Below are 18,209 nucleotides of genomic sequence, written 5' to 3'. Positions count from 1 at the left end.
CAGGCGGTAGTTGGCGACGGACCCGGTGAGGCCAGTGACTGTTGACGTGGCGCGCGTAGCCGTGGAGGACCTTCTCGGCGTGGCCGCGTCCGAAGACCAGGAGCCGGTCGGTGCACTCCTCGCGTACCGAGCGTATGAAGCGCCCGGCATGCGGGTTGCAGTCGGGGCTGCGGGGAAGGACCTTGACCACGGTGATGCCCTCGCTGGCAACCACGGCGCCGAAGCCGGCGGTGAACTTCGCGTCGCGGTCGCGGACGAAGTGGACGAAGCCGGCCGCACGGTCGCCCTTGATGATCACCTCGCAGCCGTCCGGGGTCACCACCACCAGGACTTCAAGCGGCGACGTGGTCGGTCAGCCAGCTGAGCAGTGGTCTGAGTTCTTCGTGTGCGGCCAACACACGATCGAAGGCCTCCGACGTCTGCAACCATTCGTCACAGCCGAGATGCCGCACGGCACGCAGCGACCGATAGCGCAACAATGCTGCTCGAGGATGGTCGGCAGGGTACTCCCGGGGCCCACGCTTCAGAATGTCCCCGGTGATCTCGAACCCCTTGCCGCGTAGTTCCGCCAACACGTCGCTCAATACGCCTCCGCTTGCCTCAGCGGCGACCGCCGCCCTGAACCTACTGATCTGATCGGAGTCGGCGTACCACCACGCACCCTGGATGTGCAGGCCGTCCAGATTGAAGCGCAGCCCAACCTCGATGTTCCGGGCGATGCGTACCACAGCGGACTGGTTCTGCCACCACCACGGCGTCTTCCCATACCGCCACACAGAATGGTCCTCAAACGCGGGATCCGCCCACGCCAAGTCATGAAGCAGTGAGACCATCGGTTGTCGCACGAGACGTTCGCGCTCCTTGCGAATCTCACGCATCACCTCTTGTGACGGCTCACCTTCGAGACGCAACAAGATATCGAACGCCGATTCGTCCCAACCGGTGAACTGCCTCGACATGTACGTCAACTCCAGCCGTCGTTACACCAGTGCGGCAATGTTGTTCTGACGGGGCGGCTTCCGGGGCCTGCTGCCCAGTCCAGTCGAGTACGCATCTGCTGGGCGATGGCCGACGCGGGGGCACGGGACCGCTGTATGGCTCAAAGCGGCTCTGGGGCCGACCGGTCAGCAGGACCAGTCAGGGCGCGCGACTAAGCGCGGCGGCGGGGCCGATGACGCCGGGACCGAACTTGTCGCGGATGCGGTCGCTGACCTCTTCGGCGACCAAGCACGCTTCACGGACGCGGTCCAGGATGATCTGTCGGCGTCGGCCAGGTCTCTCGGCTTTGAGGACCTGGCCGGTCAGGCGGCCGCGTTGCAAGCCCGAGGCATCGATCAGCTGGTAGGCCATGAGTCGCAGGTCCTCCTCATGCGCGGAGGCCTCCGGCAGGCGGCGGGTCTTGTCCCACGAGGGTCCGCCGGCGAACCGCAGCGTCAGCGTCAGAGCGCGGGCCGTCTGGCCACGGCGGCGCCGCACGTGTCCGAATAGACCCCCGGCATCCGCGGCACCTCCGCCCCAGCCAGCGGCACCCATGCCGACCACGGAGCAAGGGACATGACCTCCTGACCGATCCGATCCGATCCGACCACGTCCACGGGCTGGGGCATGAGCAATCCTTTCGCCGGAGGTACGTCGCGTGCGCTGCGGCTCACAACCTGCGCCTACCTACAGGAAGGGTGGAACCCAGATGCGCATGCCCAGCTGCCGATAGGCGTCTGCGTTATCGCGGATCGTCCACCAATTCCGGCGGGTGAGTTGCAAAGAGGTCGACTGGCCGGGGTGGCGCTTGCCCAGGGCCGAGCAGATCTCTGTCAGGTCGGGCGGGAAGGCCAGGACGCCCATCACAGTGAACGCTTCGTAGAAGACGAGCACGTACCAGCCGACGCCGGGGATGCTCCGCACAGTGTGCTCGTTCGGCCAGTCGGAGAGAGGGTTGGCGAGGTACTTGACCTGTATGTACTCGCCGTCAGCCGATATCAGGTCGTAGTTCGCCTGCACCCGGGATTCGGCGAGTCGGCCTTGCCACAGGGCCGCGACCAGGTGCTCGGCGAACTCGGAGAGGGGGTCCCGGTTCGACTGACCGAGTCCCAAGGTCCCCAGCAGGGTTTGCCGCGCCAACCGGTAGGAGTCCAAGGCGCTCAACAGCTCGGGTAGGCCAGCGCCGTTCGGCGCAGGACGAAGAACGCTATCAGTCACGCAGCCACTATTTCGCACCAGGCCGCAGACCCACCAGTGGCACTGCGACACCGGAAGAAGTTGGCCGTTGCCCGCTGCGGCAGCGGCCAGCCTGGCCGCGCTCGGCGACGCGGTGTTGGGTCAGCAAGCCGCGTCCGGGCCGCCTTGTCGGTTACACCGTCTGCGGCAAGTCGACCGGCCGGGCAGCGGTGCGGTCACCGGTCACACAGGCGGTTGATCACCGTTTGTGCTGCGGCGATTGCGGCGAGAGCGTCCTCAGCAGCCCGGCCCTGGATGATGGTGGCCGGCAGCGCGGTGGCTGAGCAGTGCGTCGAGGCGGGCGCGGACCTGGGCGACGCCCTGGACCTCCGGCGCGAAGACGGCGCCCGTGCAGCCGAGTTCGTACGTTCAGTGCAGGACGTCCGAGAGGGCGCCTTTGTCGGTGAAGGATGCGAGCATCGGTGCCGCCAGGTTCGGGGCGACGCCGGCAGGGGGCGTGGGCGTGTCGATGGGGAGGGGGCCGGGGATGGGTGCGAAGGGGGACACACGGCGGATCCAGACGGCGGTGCTGGGGCACCGGGAGTCCGACGAGCCGCTGGTGTTACCGCTGGAGGCGTTCGAGTTGGACGTCTTCCGGCATCTGTACCGAGGGGCGACGTTCTGGTGCGGGGTGCTGCTGGGCGGCTGCGGCGGGCGGTTGACGACGAAGCTGTACACAGACCTTCTCTGAACTAAGAGACAGCACAGGCACGGGGCGGTTCGTATCGCATGCGGGGACACGAATTCGGATGCATCCCAACCGGCCACGAAAAGGAATTCCCGGGGTGGACGCCATGACCGCGGTCACCGTGCTGGCTGCGGTCGGGGACTTCCACCGCTTCGGCAGCGCCGACAAGCTCGTGTCCTACCTCGGCCTGAACCCGCGGGTGCGGCAGTCCGGCGGGACACGCCCACCACGGCCGGATCACGAAGGCCGGCTGTGGCAAGGCCCGCGGGATGCTGGTGCAGGCCGCGTTCGCCGCGCTGCGCTCCCCGGGCCCGCTGCGGGCCCTGCACCAGCGGATAGCGGCCCGGCGCGGGATGCAGATCGCGATCGTCGCGGTCGCCCGGAAGATCGCCGTCATCGCCTGGCACCTGGTCACCAAGGAACAGGACTACGCTTTCGCCCGCCCGAGCTTGGTCGCCTCCAAACGCCGCAAGCTCGAGCTGACCGCCGGCGCCGAACGCCGGATCGCCCGCCGAGGGGCGGGCTACGACTACAACAACAAGCAACTGCGCCGCCACGAACGCGAGATCGCCGAGCAAGCCGAACGCGCCTACGCTCTGCTGACCGCCCAATGGCAGCCCACGCGCCCGATCGGCAGGCCCCGCCTGCCCGCCGTTCCCGGCGCCGACCCGTGACCTGCCCTCCTTGACGATTACATCCGTGGTCCGCAGGTGGACCCCGTGCTCGGCCGGGAAGTCGTAGAACGCGAGCAGCTCATCCCGGTCGTCGGTGATCTTCGCGACGGCCTTGGGCCACTTTGTGCCGTACGTGCTTGAGAACGCCTCGATCGCCTTCTCGGCGTGGGCCCTGTCCTCTGCGTTGTAGATCTCCTGCATTGCCTTCGTCGCGCCCGGCTGTGCGGACTTCGGAAGACAGTTCGTCACATTGCGGGCTTTATGGACCCAGCAGCGCTGGTGCCGAGCAGTCGGGAACACCTCGATCAGGGCTTTCCACAGGCCCATCGCACCGTCGCCGATGGCGAGCTCGGGGTCGCGCATGCCGCGGCGGCGGCAGTCGCGCAGCAGGTCGGCCCACGACTCGGTGGACTCCCGCAGTCCCTCGGCCACCGCGATCAGCTCCTTGGTGCCGTCCAGGCGGACGCCGAGGAGGACCAGCACGCACGAGTGCGCCTGGCCGAGCCGCACCTTCGGGTGGACTCCGTCGGCCCATACGTAGACGAAGTCGCGGTCGGACAGGTCCCGGTTCTGGAAGGCGGCGTGGTCGTCACTCCACTGCTTCGTCAGCCGAGTCACCGTCGCGGCCGACAGCCCGTCGTGCCGCCGAGGAACTGCTCCAGCGCGGGCACGAAGTCTCCGGACGACAGTCCGTGCAGGTAGAGCAGCGGCAGCACCTCCGAGATCTTCGGTGACTTGCGGCACCACGGCGCAAGGATCTTGGAGGAGAACCGCTTGCGCTCGCCGGTGGCCTCGTCGACGCGGCGGTCGTTGACGCGCGGCGCGGTGACCTCGACTGGCCCGGCTGCGGTGACGACTGTCCGAGGCCGGTGGTGGCCGTTGCGTACGACCAGGCGCCGTCCGCGCTCGTCGGTCTCGGCAGCCAACTCGGCTATGTACTGGTTGACTTCCGCCTCCAGCGCGGCGGCCAGCATCCGGCGGGCGCCCTCGCGGACGATCTCGTCGATCAGGGAGCCGGACGCGATACTGCCGTCGGCGTTCACTACGCTCAGCGCGGGCGTGCCTTCCCGACCCGCGCTGCGAACGCGGGCCTACTCGGAGACCTTCAAGGGATCATCGGGAAGGTACGCCCTCCGCGTTCCTCCCGGCACCGATCCACAGGTTCCGAGCATTGCTCGTCCCGCCGACGGCGAGGGTGTCGTTGAGCATGGTGCGGTAGACCACGTCGGACAGGCGCTCGAGCGCACCGGCTGGGAGCAGACCCTCGAATACATGGCTGCCCAGCTCGAAGCCGATCAGGCGGCCGACCGCCGGATGGGGCTACGACGCCGCCCGGGGGGAGATGACTCGCCCCGACCGGGAAGGTTCGAGCGACAACCGATGAGCAGAGGCAACGCCTCGCCCTCCCGTTCTCGGTTGCCGACGGCATGTGAGGTGTGTGCCGACGACCTGGCCGATGGGGCCGAAGAGTGGGCGCTGTACTCCGCTGCCGAGCACGCTACGAGCACGCACTCTCCGAGGCCGAGCGGTTGGCCGGGGCGGAGCTCCAACGAGATGATCATGATGCACGGATCCAGCGTCCGACCGCGGCCATCTGGTTGACAGATCCCGGAGCGCTGGGAGACTTGTGGTCATTACCGCCGCACAGTAGTCGGGGGGCCACAGTGAGTCACCAGGACCGGCCCAGCAGAACGCGTCAGTCCCGCACTCTCTTTTGGATCGAAGCGGCGCTTGCTGGTGTGGCCTGCTTCCTGACGGTCCTCACCCTGTTCACCCGGGAGTGGATCGAGGCAGTGCTCAACGTGGACCCGGACGGCGGCGACGGTTCGCTTGAGTGGCTCATCGTCGTCGCTCTTGCCATGGTCACTGTCGTCTTCGCGGTGCTGGCCCGGCTGGAGTGGCGGCGCACGCAGCCGGTGAACGGCTGATGGCCGCCCGCCCGCGGACCTTGCCGGGTTCTCCCGACGAGCGGGCCGCCGACGAGGAGTGCCAGCGTCTGCTCGCCCTGATCAAGCAACGATGCCCGGGCCTGTTCCCGGGCGGCGAGGCCGGCAAGCCTTTGCCAGCCGGGGCACTCGGCCCGGAACTGCCGCTGAACGTCGACGAGACGGTGCAGGCATGCCGTCTCGTCGGGCGGCTCGTCGCGGGACTGCCGACCGTGAACCCCGACGACCCAGGGGTCGTGGTCTGGACCCTGGGGGAGGACGAGCTGGCGGTCTTCGTCGCGCAGATCGAGGTCGAGACGCAGGACGGCGCGATCGCCGTCGTCATCCCCGTCGCGTGCGACCAGACCGGACAGCAGAAGGTGACCGTGCGGTTCGCGGTCGGCAGTGCCAAACGGCCGGCCGGCATGCTGGCCGCCACCGACCACCGGCCGTTCGGTCCGGTCGAGATCGTCGATGTCTGGGGCGACGCGCTTGTGTCGTTCGCGTGGCAGGTGGTCACCGGGGTCAGCGTTCGGCTGGCGAATGCGGCGAACCGCGACGAGGACGGCCTGGGCCTCATCCCGGTGGGGCTGGCGGCCAGCCCGAACGGCCTGTCCATCGCGACGATGGCGCGGCATCAGTTCGACCGGCCCGGTGCCGGTCCCGGGGCGACCCGGCCTGGCATCCGGGTACGGCCGTGAGCCTGACCGCCGGCGACCTCGGCAGCCTTGGCAGCCTCGCCAAGGCGCTCGGCCTCGTCACCACCGCCGGCGACCTCAACAGCGCCTGGCTGAGCGAGCCAGGAACGTACCTGTCGAAGATCCTCGCCGACGACGGGCAGCGCGGAGCGCTGGTCGCGTTCGTCGACGAGGTGCTCGGCGACGCGACCTCGACCACCGACCCGCGTGGCCTGACCTGGCTGCCGGTCTTCGAACGCTCGGGTGACGGCGGGCCGGATGTCACGGTGTACGTGGTGCTCGACGACCACGCCGCGGACCATGTCCGGATCGGAGTCGGCGCGAGCGTGGCCGCCTCCGACCAGGTCGCGAGCCTGCGCACGCACGTCCCGCTCTTCCGCGCCGCCAAGGCCGGCCATCCGCCCGCGAGCAGTCCCGTGGTGCTCGGTACCGCCGACGGTTCGATCTCGCTGGACGTCCGGGTGACGGTGAGCGACCCCCTCCTGCAGGCCCTGGAGCTCGTCGCCGACGTCCCGACCGGCAGGGACGCGCCGACCATCGGCCTCAACCTGCTGGGCCTGCGGCTGCCGGGTGACACCGGGCCGCACGACCTCAGCCTGTCCGTGCACGACCTCGCCGAGCTCGAGGCGACCGTGCTGCAGCTCGTGCTCACCGTGGTGAAAGCCGGCGTCGCCGCGGCGGGCAGCGGACCGCTCGCGGCACTGGCGAGGCTGCTGGGCCTGCGTGACGGCAGCAGCGTCCCCGCGCTGCCGGTCGCCGACCTTGTCTCGCGCGGTGTGCCGGCGCTGACCGCGTGGTTCGAGGCGATGCTGCGCGGTGACGCCACCCGCGCCGCCTGGCTGGCCGAGCTCAGTGACCTCTTCGCCCCGCTCGGGGCCACCGCCGATACCGAAGCCGTGAACTTCTCGCTTGGTCCCGCCCGGGTCCGGCTGGGCGTGCACGTCAGCACGGGCACGGGCGGGCATCCGCTGCTCGTCCCCTTCGTCCGGGCCGAGGTCGGGACGGTGGCCGGCGACGCGATCGCGGCCGTCGAGGCCGATCTCGCCTCGATCGACCTCGGGGCGACGGGCAGCACCCGCGCGCTGGTGAGCTGCGCCGCGCACGCCGTCCTCGGCAAGCGCGCGGACGGCCACGGGACCGCCCTGCTGACCGGGGACCCCGCGGTTGACCGGCTGGTCTTCGGCTTCGGTCTTGACGCCACGCGTCGCCCCGTTCTCGTCCTCGCCGCGGAGCACGTCACCATCGGCGGCCAGCTGCACGACGTCATCGACCTCTCGTCGCCGGACGCGGTCGCGCAGGCGGCGGGGACCGTGCTCTCCGCGGCGCTTGACGAGGTCCTGGCCGGGCTGGGTCCCGTGCTCGCCGCTGCCAAGACCCTGCTCGGGCTGACCGCTCCCGCCGGTTTCCCCACCGTCCAGACCACCGACCTCGCCGCGTTCCTCCATGACCCGCTCGGCGCGGTCGCGGCCTACTGGCGGGGCCTGCTCGATACGCACGCAGACGCGGTGCCCGCGCTGCTCGGCATCGTGCGCGACCTGGTCGCGGATGCGAGCCAGGCCGCCGCGCCGATCACCGGGACCGGTACCGCGGCCGACCCCTGGGTGGTGCCCGTCATCGACCCGGTCGCCCTGCACGCCTGGGCCGTCGACGGCGTCCTGACTCTGGCAGTCGGGGCGCGGCTCGTCGTCGACACCCTCGGCCAGGGGTGCACGCGGCTCACCACGCGGGTGTCCGTCGCGCTGACCGCGATCGATCTCGCAGCGCGGCACGTCACGTTCGTCCCCGAGGTCACCGCCTCGCTCGGCGCTGTGGCGGTGGCGACGAACCAGGCGCTGGTGGACATCGGCCCGCTGTCCGTGCACGCCGACGAGATCGGCTTGCGGGCGGCCTGGCGCCCGGTGGGCGGGCTCTCCGTGGGCGTGAACGCTCCTGGCCTGGCCGTCGACGCAGAGGGCTTCTCGGTGCCGGTCACCCTGCCGGTCGTCGGTGCCGACGGCAGCGTCGTGCTCGACGCCGCCGGATGGGACGCGCTCGAGGGCCTGCTCGGTGCCCTCGGGGCGGCCGCTCCGGTCGGCCTCGTCGGCGACCTGGTCCGGCTGCTCGGCTGGCGGCTGCGCGGGCCGGGGGAGATCGGCGGCGGCGTACGGCTCCGGCTGGCCGACCTCGCGACCGATCCCGTCGCCGCGCTGACCACGTGGCTCGGCGCGCTGGCGGTCGAGGAAGCACCGGAACTTGTGCGGCTGCTGCGCCCGCTGGCGCGCTCGCTCACCGGCGGGCTCGGTAACGCCGGCGCGCTCGCCGGCACCGGCACCCCGACGGATCCCTGGCTCCTCCAGCTCCTCTCCGTGCCCGGCAGTCCGGGGCTGGCGACGTGGGTCGAGCCCGCCGGCCCCGGTCAGCTCCCCGTGGCCAACCCGGTCCCGCTGGCGGTCAACCCCGACCGGCCCGGCCTGCCGAGCGCTGGCCTGGTCCGCACGCTGCGTGAGCTGGCGCCTGGCGACCCGGTCGTTGCCGCCCTGCTGACCGACCGGCCCCGGCTCGCCGAGGGGATCGACGCGCTCGTCACCCGCTGGGCGGATTCCGACGGCGTGGTGATCCCGCCACCGGGCAGCGTCGACGGGGCCGACGTACCCGGGATCGCCGTGACCTTCCTGGACGACCTGCTCGGGACCGAGCTCGCGGACGCTCTTGACCTGGAAGACGTCCTCGGCCGCGTGTCCACGACCACGGTGCGCGTATCCGTCGGGACCGTGCCGTGGCTGGACGGCGCGCCGGCCGGGCGCGTCGTCCATCTGGACACCCCCGGACTGCCGCCGGAGGGGTTCACCCTGCCCGGCGCGGCGACGGGCGACTGGTACGTCGTGCTCGGGAGCCGCGCGGCGTGCCGGCTGCCCAGCGGCGACCCGGACGGCGTCGGAGGCCAGGCGGCCCGGCTGGCCCGGTTCCTGACCACCCTGGGGCCTGTCGACCCCGCCATCGCCGTCGTGGCCTCGGCCGAGGCCGGGCATGCCGCCGCGCGCGCGGCGGGAACGGTCGACGCGGTCTCCGACGTCGTCACGCTGGGCACGCCGTGGAGCGAGGTCACGCTCTCCGTCATCGACGTCGCCCCGGCCGCCGAGGCCGTGCGCGCCCTGGCCGCACTCGACGCGGCCGGCGCGGCCACCGGTACGGCGCGCCTGGCCCGGGCGCGTGCGCTGCTGGGCAGGCTGGTAGCCCAGCTTGGCAGCGACGACCCCCTGCGCGAGTTGCGGCTGCCGGGCGCTGCCGCCCCGGCTCCGCACGCCGGCTTGACCGTGCACGCCGTCTTCGGGCTGCTGTCCCAGGCGCTGGTCCAGACCCTCCTGACGGACCTGGTGCTCGCTGCCGCCGGCGCGCGCCGAGCCCTGGTGACCGGCGCGCCCGAGGCGCCGACGGCGGCGCGAGCCGGCGTCGTCGTCCCGCTCGCCATGAGCGGCACGACCGGGATCAGCCTGTCGGGGGCGGTGACCGTCGAGATGGGCGGTGTCGGGCAGACGTCCGGCACCATCGGCCTGCTCGCGGACCGGGCGGTCCGGCTGCACCTGGAGATCCGGCGACCGGGCGGCTGGCTCGTCGGCGGGCCAGACCCGGGACGCGCGCCCGGCTCCCAGCACGACGTCGACCTGCGCTGGGTCGAGGCCGACGTGACCGTGCCCGTCCAGGGCGGCCCCGGTCGCGCCGACGCCCGGATGGTGCTGCACGAACCGCGGGTGTTCGGGCAGACCCGCCCGCGGTGGGTCGTACGGCCCGCGGCCAGCACGAGCGGGGACCCGGCCAACGATGAGACCACCCCGGCGTTGCCGGAAGTCCGGGTCCTGCTGTCCGCCTTCTCTGCCGCGCTGACACAGGCATCCGCCACCGACCCGGCGCTGACCCGGGTCGCCGACGCCCTGCGCGCGCTCGGCGTCGTCGACGCCGCGGGCGGCTCGGTGCCGGACGCCCTCGACCACCTCCTGCACGACCCCGTCGCGTTCTCGGCCAGCCTCCTGGCGGACCCGGCCCGGCGCGGCAGCCTGGCCGCGGCGTTGCGGGGCCTGGTGAGCGGCGGAGGCGTGGGCGAGGTCGTCACCTGGACCGTGGGCGGTGCCGCGATCTCGGCCGACCTCGGCGGGCGCTCCCTGTCGGTCGACGCCGCGGGCGCCGGGGCGGTCCCCTGGGCATTCCAGGCCTCCGTCCCCGCCGCCGGCCGGCCCGCCCTGCAGGTCACGCTGGGGACCTCAGGGAGCACGCCGGCCGGGGGCGCCGAGCTGGCCCTCACCACGAGCCCCGCCACGTCGCTCGTCGCCCGCTGGCACCCGCCGGGCGCCGCAGCCCCCACCATCGTGCGGCTCTGGCCGGACCCCGACGCCGCGGCCGGCCTCGCCCTCCTCGCGCGCCTCGTCCCCGCCGAGCTCGGGCGCCGGGGGCTGGAGTACCTGCGGCGCTTGGACGAGGACGTACGCCCGGTCGCCGACGCGGCCCTCGACGCGATCGGGCTGCTCGCCACCGGGGTGCCCGGCGACGGCCTGCGACCTGTGCGACTGCCGCTCGCCCTCGTCACCGACCCCGTCGGCTGGTTCCGGCACGCGGGTGCGCTCGGCGGGTCGGCGGGCCTCGACCCGGCCCGCGTCATCGGGTTGCTCGACGCCCTCAAGCCGATCCTCGGCGTCCACGGCGGTCCGGGCCGCTGGGAGGTCGCCACCGGGGTCACCATCGTGGCGACGGACAGTGCCGGCCGGACCCGCCTCGGCCTGCAGGTCGCCAGCGGCGCGCTGACACCGGCCCCCCCAGCCGACGCCACCGTCGAGGTCACGCTCGACGCCGGGCTTGTGCTCGCGCCGGGCGGCCCGCCGATCGTGCAGGCGGACCTCGCGCTCGGCCTGCCGGGCGCGACGACGCCGGGTACCCAGGCCCTCCACGTCACTCTCGACGCCGACGCCGACGCCGGCGTCGCCGTCTTCGTCCGTCCCGGCGCCGGCGCCGACATCCCCCTCTACCCGAACCCGCCAGGCCTCGGCTCGCTCGCGTCCGCCGCCACCCACGCGCTGCCGTTCGTCCTCAACGCGCTGGCGGACGAGACCGGCAACGACCTGCCGGGCAAGGCGGGGGCGGTCGTGCGGGCCGTGGGCGACGCCATGGCGCTGCGGACCGGCAACCCCCTGTCGTTCCACGACGCCGAGCTGCAGGCCTGGGCCGCCGATCCCGGCGGCCAGCTCGCCGCCAGGCTGCCGACGCTCGCGGTGAGTGTCCTGGCGGCACTGCGCGACGCGATCGGTCCGGCGCTTCCCGCCGGAGTCGGCATCGCCGTCAGCGGCACCGAGCTGCAGGTCTCGACGGCGTCGGTCGTGGTGGGAGTGACCGCGAACCCCTTCGCCGTCCGGCTCCTGGCGACACCGGGCGGCTTGCCTGGCGTCGAATCCGCGCGGGTCGAGGCCGTGGTCGACGGCTCCGGCCTGCGGGTGCTCGACGTGACCGTCGGCCCGGCCCGCCTGGATGTCGAGGAGGCGACGCTGCGCCCGTACGCGCGGATCAGCGCCGGCAGCGCGCCCGCCGCCGGGCGACGGGTGGAGATCGGGCTTGGGCTCACCGACGACGGCGCGCGCCGGTTCGCGGTCAGGTGGAACCTCGGCGGCGCCCTTGACCTCGTCGCGATCGACGGGACGACGGTGAGCACGGATCCCGCGGCCGTCGCCGGCGCGGTGGTCGAAGCGGTGGTGGACCTGGCTGGCGGCATCGTCGTCGGCCTCGACACGGTGCAGGAGCTGCTCGGCCGCTCCTGCGGCGCGTCGACCATCGGTGCCGTCCTCGAGGGCGTCCTCGTCCACGACGACGCGGGTACCTTCCGGCTGCTGCCCGCGGTGTTCGACCTGACCGCGGTGCTGGCCAGGCTGCAGCAGCTGGCGCTCAACCTGTGCCGGGTCGCCAAGCCCAAGCTTGACCTGGCCGAGCTCAGCCTGGCGCTCGTCGAGTCGCCGCCGGGGACGCTCGGCGTCGAGCTGATCCCGAAGGCGCGGTACGCCCTCGGCGGCGACGACGTCACCATCGCCCTCGAATTCGACTCCTCGTGGATCGGGAAGGACCCGGTACCCGATCCAGGCCTGCTGCTGCGCGTCCTGCACGTGGGCGCCGCACCCGGCGACTTCTCGTTCACCCCCGGCATCGAGATCGACGGGATCGGCATCCGGGTGGCGCGCGCGAGCGGACCACTTCTGGAGCTGTCCTCCCTGACGATCGCCTCCGTCGCCGTGCACGCATACGGCGAGGTGGGCGTGGGCACCGGTGTCGGCGGCGGCATCCAGCTGCAGCTGTCCGATCTCGCCGTGGGGACGGCCGGTGCCACCGGCGGCGGTAACGGGGTGGCGCAGGGGATCATGAAAGACGCCGGCAGCGGCCCGGCCAAGCTGGCGCCCAGGTTCAGCCCGTCGGTGTCGGTGCAGAAGGTCCCGGCCGGGCCTGACGTACTCGTCGGGCTGCGCGCCGGCGACCCCCCGGGGCCGTGGTGGCTGGCCATCCAGAAGGGCTTCGGCCCCGTCTACATCGAGCAGGTAGGCTTCGACGCCCGCGTCGAGCAACGCCACCTGCAGTCGATCTCGCTGCTCCTCGACGGCCGAGTGTCGATCTTCGGGCTCACCGCGGCTGTCGATGACCTGTCGTTGACATTCGTCGTAGCCTCGGACCGTTCCTTCTTCGACCCGTCCCGGTGGGACGTCGACGTGGCCGGGTTCGCGATCTCCTCCGACCTCAGCGGGCTCACCCTCGTCGGCGGCCTGCGCAAGTTCACCGAGCCAGGACCGCCCAATCAGCCCGCCACGATCCAGTACATCGGCATGCTGCTGGCCCGGTTCGGGACGTACGGACTGTCGGTCTTCGGCGGGTACGGCACCGGGCGCGCCGCCGACGGCAGCGAGTTCGCCAGCTTCTTCGCGTTCGGGGCGGTGAACGGCCCGATCGGCGGCCCGCCGGCCTTCTTCCTCACCGGAATCGGCGGCGGACTCGGCATCAACCGCGACCTGGTGTTCCCCGCCGACCTGTCCAGGTTCGGCTCGTTCCCGTTCATCGCCGCACTCGACCCGGGCTACACCCCGCCGTCGGACCCGATGGCCGTCCTGCAGCAGTACAAGGACACCTTCCCCATCGAGCAGGGCCAGTTCTGGTTCGCCGCGGGCATCAGCTTCAACAGCTTCGCCCTCGTGGACGGCGTCGCCGTGGTCGCCCTCTCGGTCGGCGACGGCTTCGAGCTGGCGCTGCTCGGACTCGCCCGGATGGCGCTGCCGAGGCCGCAGTTCGCGCTGGTGTCGATCGAACTCGGCCTCATCTGCCGGTTCTCCACCAAGGAGGGCGTGCTCTGGATCCAGGCACAGTTGACCGACAACTCGTGGCTGCTCTTCCCGGAGATCAGGCTCACCGGCGGGTTCGCGTTCGTGTCGTGGTTCAAGGGGCCCAACCGCGGCCAGTTCGTCCTGACCATGGGCGGCTTCCACCCGGACTTCCACCGAGACGGGTATCCCACCGTCCCCCGCCTCGGCTTCGTCGTCGACCTCGGGTTCATCAGCATCAAGGGCGAGAACTACTTCGCCCTGACCTCCGAGGCGGTCATGGCCGGCGGCCGCCTTGAGGGCTCGGCGGAGCTGGGCCCCGCCTGGGCGCACGTGGTCTTCGGCGCCGACGGCATCATCTTCTTCGACCCGTTCTGGCTGGACGTGCGCGTGTACTGCCGGATCTCGGCCGGCATCACTATCGATCTGTGGTTCGCCACGATCACGATCTCCATCAGCATCGGCGCGCAGATCCACGTGCAGGGGCCGAAGTTCCACGGCGAGGTGGAGTTCGACATCGGCCCGGTGTCGCTCACGCTCGCCTTCGGCGACGAAGGCAGCGAACCCCACTTCATCGACTTCGCGACGTTCGTCCGCAAGTACCTGGAGGAGGCCGCCGGAGGAGCGGCCCGGGCCCTGTCCTCGGTCACCGGGCGCGGCACGCTCACGCCGCGGCCCGGGCTGGGCGGCCCCAAGGACGTCAGCGGGCCGGACGGCACCAGCGACCACCCGTGGGTCGTCGTAAGCGAGTTCCAGTTCTCGGTCACCACGACGATCCCCGTCGTGACGATCCGCGTCGACTCCGTCCCCGATGCCCGCAACAACCCGAGCCAGGCGCTCGGCGTCGCACCGATGAACCAGGGCTCCTTGGAGCCAGGTCTGCGACTGCGCCTGACTGACGCCGCCGGCCACGACCACCTGCCCGACCTGCTCAACGAGCCGGGCCAGCCGCGGATCGCGCTCTCCCTGCGCACCACCGGCACCTTCCCGGTCGCCGTGTGGGGGCTGCCGCAGAACAAGGACGCGAAGAAGGTCCCGCAGGGCGACGTCATCGCCGCCGCCGACGGGCTCGCCGTCGACCTGCACGCCAAGGTCCTGCCCGGGCTGCCGCCGGTCGCCTACCACCGGGTGGAGACCAGCACACGGCGGCCGCTGCCCTTCGTCCAGCCGCAGGTGCGGTCCGGCCTCATGGCGGCGGCCAGTGCCCTGGCCGCGCTCGTGCCCGACGAGCCACCCCTCGAGCTCGCCCAGCACGTCCTCCCCAAGGCCGGGAACAGCGTCACGGCGATGGCCGCACTGGGCCGGGACCGGGCGGCACCGCCCCGTCTTGGCAGCCTGACCGAGGGCCTCGCCGACGACGGGACGCCCCTCGGCGACCGGCCGCCAGGAACGCCCCCGGCCCCGCCGCAGGTCGACCACCGCGTCCTCGCGCCCGTCGCGGTGGCCCTGCTCACCTCGGCGCTCGCCCAGCCGGAACGGGTCGCCGCTCGTACGACCGTGAGCGACAACCCGGCCGCACCCCGCACAGCCGCGCCGACCCTCACGGATACCATGGCCGCCCACGACGTCGCGGTGCCGGCCGTACTCCGCCGGGTCCCGCTGGCCGGCAGTACGGTCCAGACCGCCGGCGGTGTCACCATCGCCCCCACCACCAGCGCGCCGCTGACCCGGGCCAGCCGCGGGCCGGTGACCGCACTCGCCGGGCGCGGCACCCAGCTCGACGGCCAGCTGCGGCTGACCGCGGTCACCGGGTCGCTCACCGGCTCACGCGCCAGCAAGGTGCGGGCCGCCCGCGATGTCGTGGGCAACGCCCTCACGGCCGTCCTCGCCGGAGAGGTCGCCGTCCTCGCATTGCCGAACGCCCGCCGCGACGCGGCCGACGGGGACCGGCCCACGATGGATGTCGCGGGCGACGCCCGGGTGGTCCAGCTCGGCCACGGCGGGCACGTGCTCGCCGACGAGCTGCACCCTCAGCAGGTCACGGTGGTTAAGGGCGCCGAGCGGATCGTCGTCGTAGGGCTCGGCGACCGCGAGGGCGACTCGACCGGAGACCGGCTGGCCGGCTGGCACAGCGGACAGCAGCTCGCGCTGGTGGGCTGGAACGTGGCGCTCGGCGCGCGCTGCTCGCTCCGCACCGAGGGCTCGACGACGAGAGCGCGGCGGCAGCGTACCGGCGCCGGGTGGACGCGCGGCGCGGAGCTGGTCCGCGGCACGACGACGGTCACCACCCGGTTCGTGGACCGTCCGGGTGCGGTCGCCGTGATTCTCGACCAGCCGGTCGGCAGCGAGGCCGGCCGGGGCCTGGCCATGACGCTGGCGGGTGCCGAGCGGATGACCGCGGCGGACGGCGCACCGGTGCCGCCCAGCGTCATCACCGGGGCGGTCCGCAGCGTCGTCGTCTACCCGATCGTGCCGGGTGACCCCGCATCCGGCGCGGGGCCGGTGACCGTCACGGTCGCCAGCGAGGACGGCTGGCACCTAGTCGGCGTGCTCGCCGGTCCTGACGTCGCCACCGTCGTCGCGACCGTGGCTGCCCGGGGCGCCGACGACGCGGTGCGACCCATGACCTCGGGCACCGGTGCCGTCCGCCTCACCTGGAACGGCGACGTGCCAGGGCGGGGGAGAGTGCGCACCCCGCCCGCCAGGCCGACGGTCATGCGCACGTCCCGTACCCCGCGCCGACCAGGGAGAGCGTGATGGTCCAGCCTGGCTTCTTCGTCCTGCACCCGGCGGTGCTGCCGCCCCTGCCGGCCGGCACCTACACCCTGCACGGTGAGGTAGAGGACGTACCCGTCGGCCCGGTCGCCCCGCTGGACAGCGCGATCACGGTCTCCTCGCCGCGCTGGACGATGCCGCCGGACCAGATCCTGTCGACGTTCCCGCCAGCCAACAGCGAGGGCGCGTACCGGGCGACCTTGCCGCAGATCGTGCTGAAGCGCCGTACCCTGCCGTGGGAGCGCAAGGTCGACGCGAACGAGCGCATCCCCTGGCTCGCGCTCGTCGTGATCGCCGAGGGCGAGGGGTCGCTCTCGGCCGAGAGCCCGGTCGAGCAGTGCGTCACCGACTTCACCAAGGTGCCGCAGCCCGCGGACCGCGACGTCGCGACCAGCGTCTACCTGTCGGTGACCCAGACCGTCGTCAACGGCGTCTTCCCCTGCAAAGAGGACCTCGAGCTGCTCGCCCACGTCCGTGAGGTCGACCTCTCGGACAGCGAGCTCGCGGACGGTGACGACGACGGCTTCCTCGCGGTCGTCGTCGCAAACCGGCTGCCGCAGCCGGGGTTCGACCCGAAGGCGGGACACATCCCCCGCAAGTACCTGGCCTGCCTGGTCAACCTCGAGACGCAACTGCCGGTGCTGCCGCCGCCGACGCCTGACGAGACGCTGGTGTTCGAGTTCGACTCGCAGGCACTGGTACAGGACCTGCGGCCGTTGGCGCAGCAGTACGTCGCGAACCCGGACGCCTTCGCCATGGGGGCGTCGACCTCAGCGCCGTTCGCCGCCCAGCGCGACGTCCGCGACCGCGCGGCCCGCCCCGCCGACGTCACCGGCGCGTACGTCGGCGCGGCGGAGTCGGTCGAGACCGTCAGCCACGCCGTCCACACGGCCTCGTCCTGGTCCCCGTCGCCGGCGCAGATCGAGCAGGCCGCCGTGTCGTATGCCGCCAGCGACGCGGCCAAGCTCGTGCGCGACGCGATGGCCGGCTCCTGGCGGCTGCCGGTCGGCGCCATCACCTTCGAGCCCGTGTACCGCTTCCCGGTGCTCGCCCACTGGTCGTTCACCGTCACCGCGGACGGGACGTTCGAGCAGTACATGCAGAACCTCGACGTCGGCCTGCTCGGCACCCTCCACGGCGACAAGCCGGCCCAGCCGGCGCCGACCACAACCGCCGGCCCCCCGCCCGATGCCCGCCCCGCCCCCGAGCTGGCCGAGACCGGGCACGTCGGCCTCGACCACCTGACCCGGCGCGGCGACCAGGTCCGCGCCTGGTTCAGGGGACCGGCTGCGCCGCACCCGACCGTTCGCGAGCAGGCGCCCGCGAGCGGTCCGCAGCAGGGCCGCCTGCCGTTCGCCCACACCTCGGACCAGCTCCGGGTCGTCGTCCCCGACGGCCGCGAGGACGTCTCCTACGCCGCGGCGTACGAGATCGGCCGGCTGCTCGCGCTGTCGCAGTCCGCGGTGGTCAGCGCGCTGATGCGCTGGCGGCAGGAACAGTTCGGCGCCGAGCGCGCGGCCCTGCTCGCGGCGCTGGCGGCGCACCCGGCCGGGTTCCTCGACGACACGCTGTTCGAGCACCGCAACCCCGGTCTTGGCGCGCTCGTCGGCCGGCACATCGTGCTCGGCGCCGCCGGCAAGGCGGATGCCGTGTTCGCCTCGTCCCGGCCACTGGCCGACCCGGGTCGCCCGCTGGACTTCCTCGACGGCAACCTCGACCAGGTCATCGCCGCCGGCCTGGGCCTGGACTTCGAGGCGCTGCAACAGAAGGCGGAACGGCTCAGCATCGTCGGTGCGCTCGTGAGCACGGCCGTCCCGGTGGGCGCGCAGCCCGACCCCGCCCTCGGCGGCCCCGCCTTCAGCGGGCTCCAGGCCGACCTCGACCGGCAGGTGGGTGCGCTGGTGGCCCAGAGCGGCCGTATCAGGGGAGCCGCCGCCGACGCGCTCGACAACCTGCTGGCAGCATCCGAGGAAAGGCAGTGA

Annotated in this window: 10 protein-coding genes and 1 pseudogene; 7 read left to right on the top strand and 4 right to left on the bottom strand. The window is 72.5% G+C overall.

Annotated features, from left to right (window positions below; translation table 11 throughout):
* Nucleotides 1-34: 34 nt before the first annotated feature.
* Complete coding sequence (locus ACQEXA_RS55500) at nucleotides 35-364, top strand: hypothetical protein (RefSeq protein ID WP_432920793.1); 330 nt, start codon at nucleotides 35-37, stop codon at nucleotides 362-364.
* Here ACQEXA_RS55500 and ACQEXA_RS55495 read toward each other — a convergent pair.
* The 3 genes from ACQEXA_RS55495 to ACQEXA_RS55485 form a co-directional block, all read right to left on the bottom strand.
* Nucleotides 333-959 carry a DUF2461 family protein gene (locus ACQEXA_RS55495; protein ID WP_433134001.1) on the bottom strand — a complete coding sequence of 209 codons (627 nt, stop codon included), beginning with the start codon at nucleotides 957-959 and terminating at the stop codon, nucleotides 333-335. The two genes, ACQEXA_RS55500 and ACQEXA_RS55495, sit on opposite strands and share 32 nt — an antisense overlap.
* Before the next feature lie 178 nt (nucleotides 960-1,137).
* Nucleotides 1,138-1,476, bottom strand: coding sequence for a hypothetical protein (locus tag ACQEXA_RS55490; protein WP_432920805.1), 339 nt, complete (start codon nucleotides 1,474-1,476; stop codon nucleotides 1,138-1,140).
* Between the two features lie 189 nt (nucleotides 1,477-1,665).
* Nucleotides 1,666-2,196, bottom strand: a complete 531-nt coding sequence (locus tag ACQEXA_RS55485) for a hypothetical protein (protein WP_433133999.1) — start codon at nucleotides 2,194-2,196, stop codon at nucleotides 1,666-1,668.
* 505 nt (nucleotides 2,197-2,701) lie between these two features.
* Between ACQEXA_RS55485 and ACQEXA_RS55480 the strand changes: the two genes are divergently transcribed.
* Nucleotides 2,702-2,905, top strand: coding sequence for a hypothetical protein (locus ACQEXA_RS55480; protein ID WP_432920813.1), 204 nt, complete (start codon nucleotides 2,702-2,704; stop codon nucleotides 2,903-2,905).
* Nucleotides 2,906-2,963: 58 nt separating this feature from the next.
* Nucleotides 2,964-3,590 (top strand): IS110 family transposase, encoded by a 627-nt coding sequence (locus ACQEXA_RS55475; protein ID WP_432938739.1) that lies wholly within the window; start codon nucleotides 2,964-2,966, stop codon nucleotides 3,588-3,590.
* Here the strand turns inward: ACQEXA_RS55475 and ACQEXA_RS55470 are convergent.
* Nucleotides 3,511-4,628, bottom strand: a pseudogene (locus ACQEXA_RS55470) (IS256 family transposase); the annotation flags it as partial. The gene ACQEXA_RS55475 and the pseudogene ACQEXA_RS55470 overlap by 80 nt on opposite strands.
* A 687-nt stretch (nucleotides 4,629-5,315) precedes the next feature.
* Between ACQEXA_RS55470 and ACQEXA_RS55465 the strand changes: the two are divergent.
* The 4 genes from ACQEXA_RS55465 to ACQEXA_RS55450 are packed head-to-tail and all read left to right on the top strand — an operon-like array spanning nucleotide 5,316 to nucleotide 18,209.
* Nucleotides 5,316-5,504 carry an ABC transporter permease gene (locus ACQEXA_RS55465; protein ID WP_432920822.1) on the top strand — a complete coding sequence of 63 codons (189 nt, stop codon included), beginning with the start codon at nucleotides 5,316-5,318 and terminating at the stop codon, nucleotides 5,502-5,504.
* On the top strand, nucleotides 5,504-6,202 hold the full coding sequence (locus ACQEXA_RS55460; protein ID WP_432920824.1) for a hypothetical protein: 699 nt from the start codon (nucleotides 5,504-5,506) through the stop codon (nucleotides 6,200-6,202). The genes ACQEXA_RS55465 and ACQEXA_RS55460 overlap by 1 nt, the downstream gene beginning before the upstream one ends.
* A complete protein-coding gene (locus tag ACQEXA_RS55455) occupies nucleotides 6,199-16,209 on the top strand; it encodes a DUF6603 domain-containing protein (RefSeq protein WP_433133997.1) in 10,011 nt (3,336 codons plus the stop codon). Before ACQEXA_RS55460 ends, ACQEXA_RS55455 begins: the two co-directional genes overlap by 4 nt.
* A complete protein-coding gene (locus ACQEXA_RS55450; protein WP_432920830.1) occupies nucleotides 16,209-18,209 on the top strand; it encodes a hypothetical protein in 2,001 nt (666 codons plus the stop codon). Before ACQEXA_RS55455 ends, ACQEXA_RS55450 begins: the two co-directional genes overlap by 1 nt.

It is taken from the genome of Streptomyces sp. CA-106110, from assembly GCF_050936285.1.
Classification (GTDB): Bacteria; Actinomycetota; Actinomycetes; order Streptomycetales; family Streptomycetaceae; genus Streptomyces.
The sequence above is the reverse complement of the archived record's forward strand: the minus strand, read 5'-3'. Positions and strand labels throughout refer to the sequence as shown.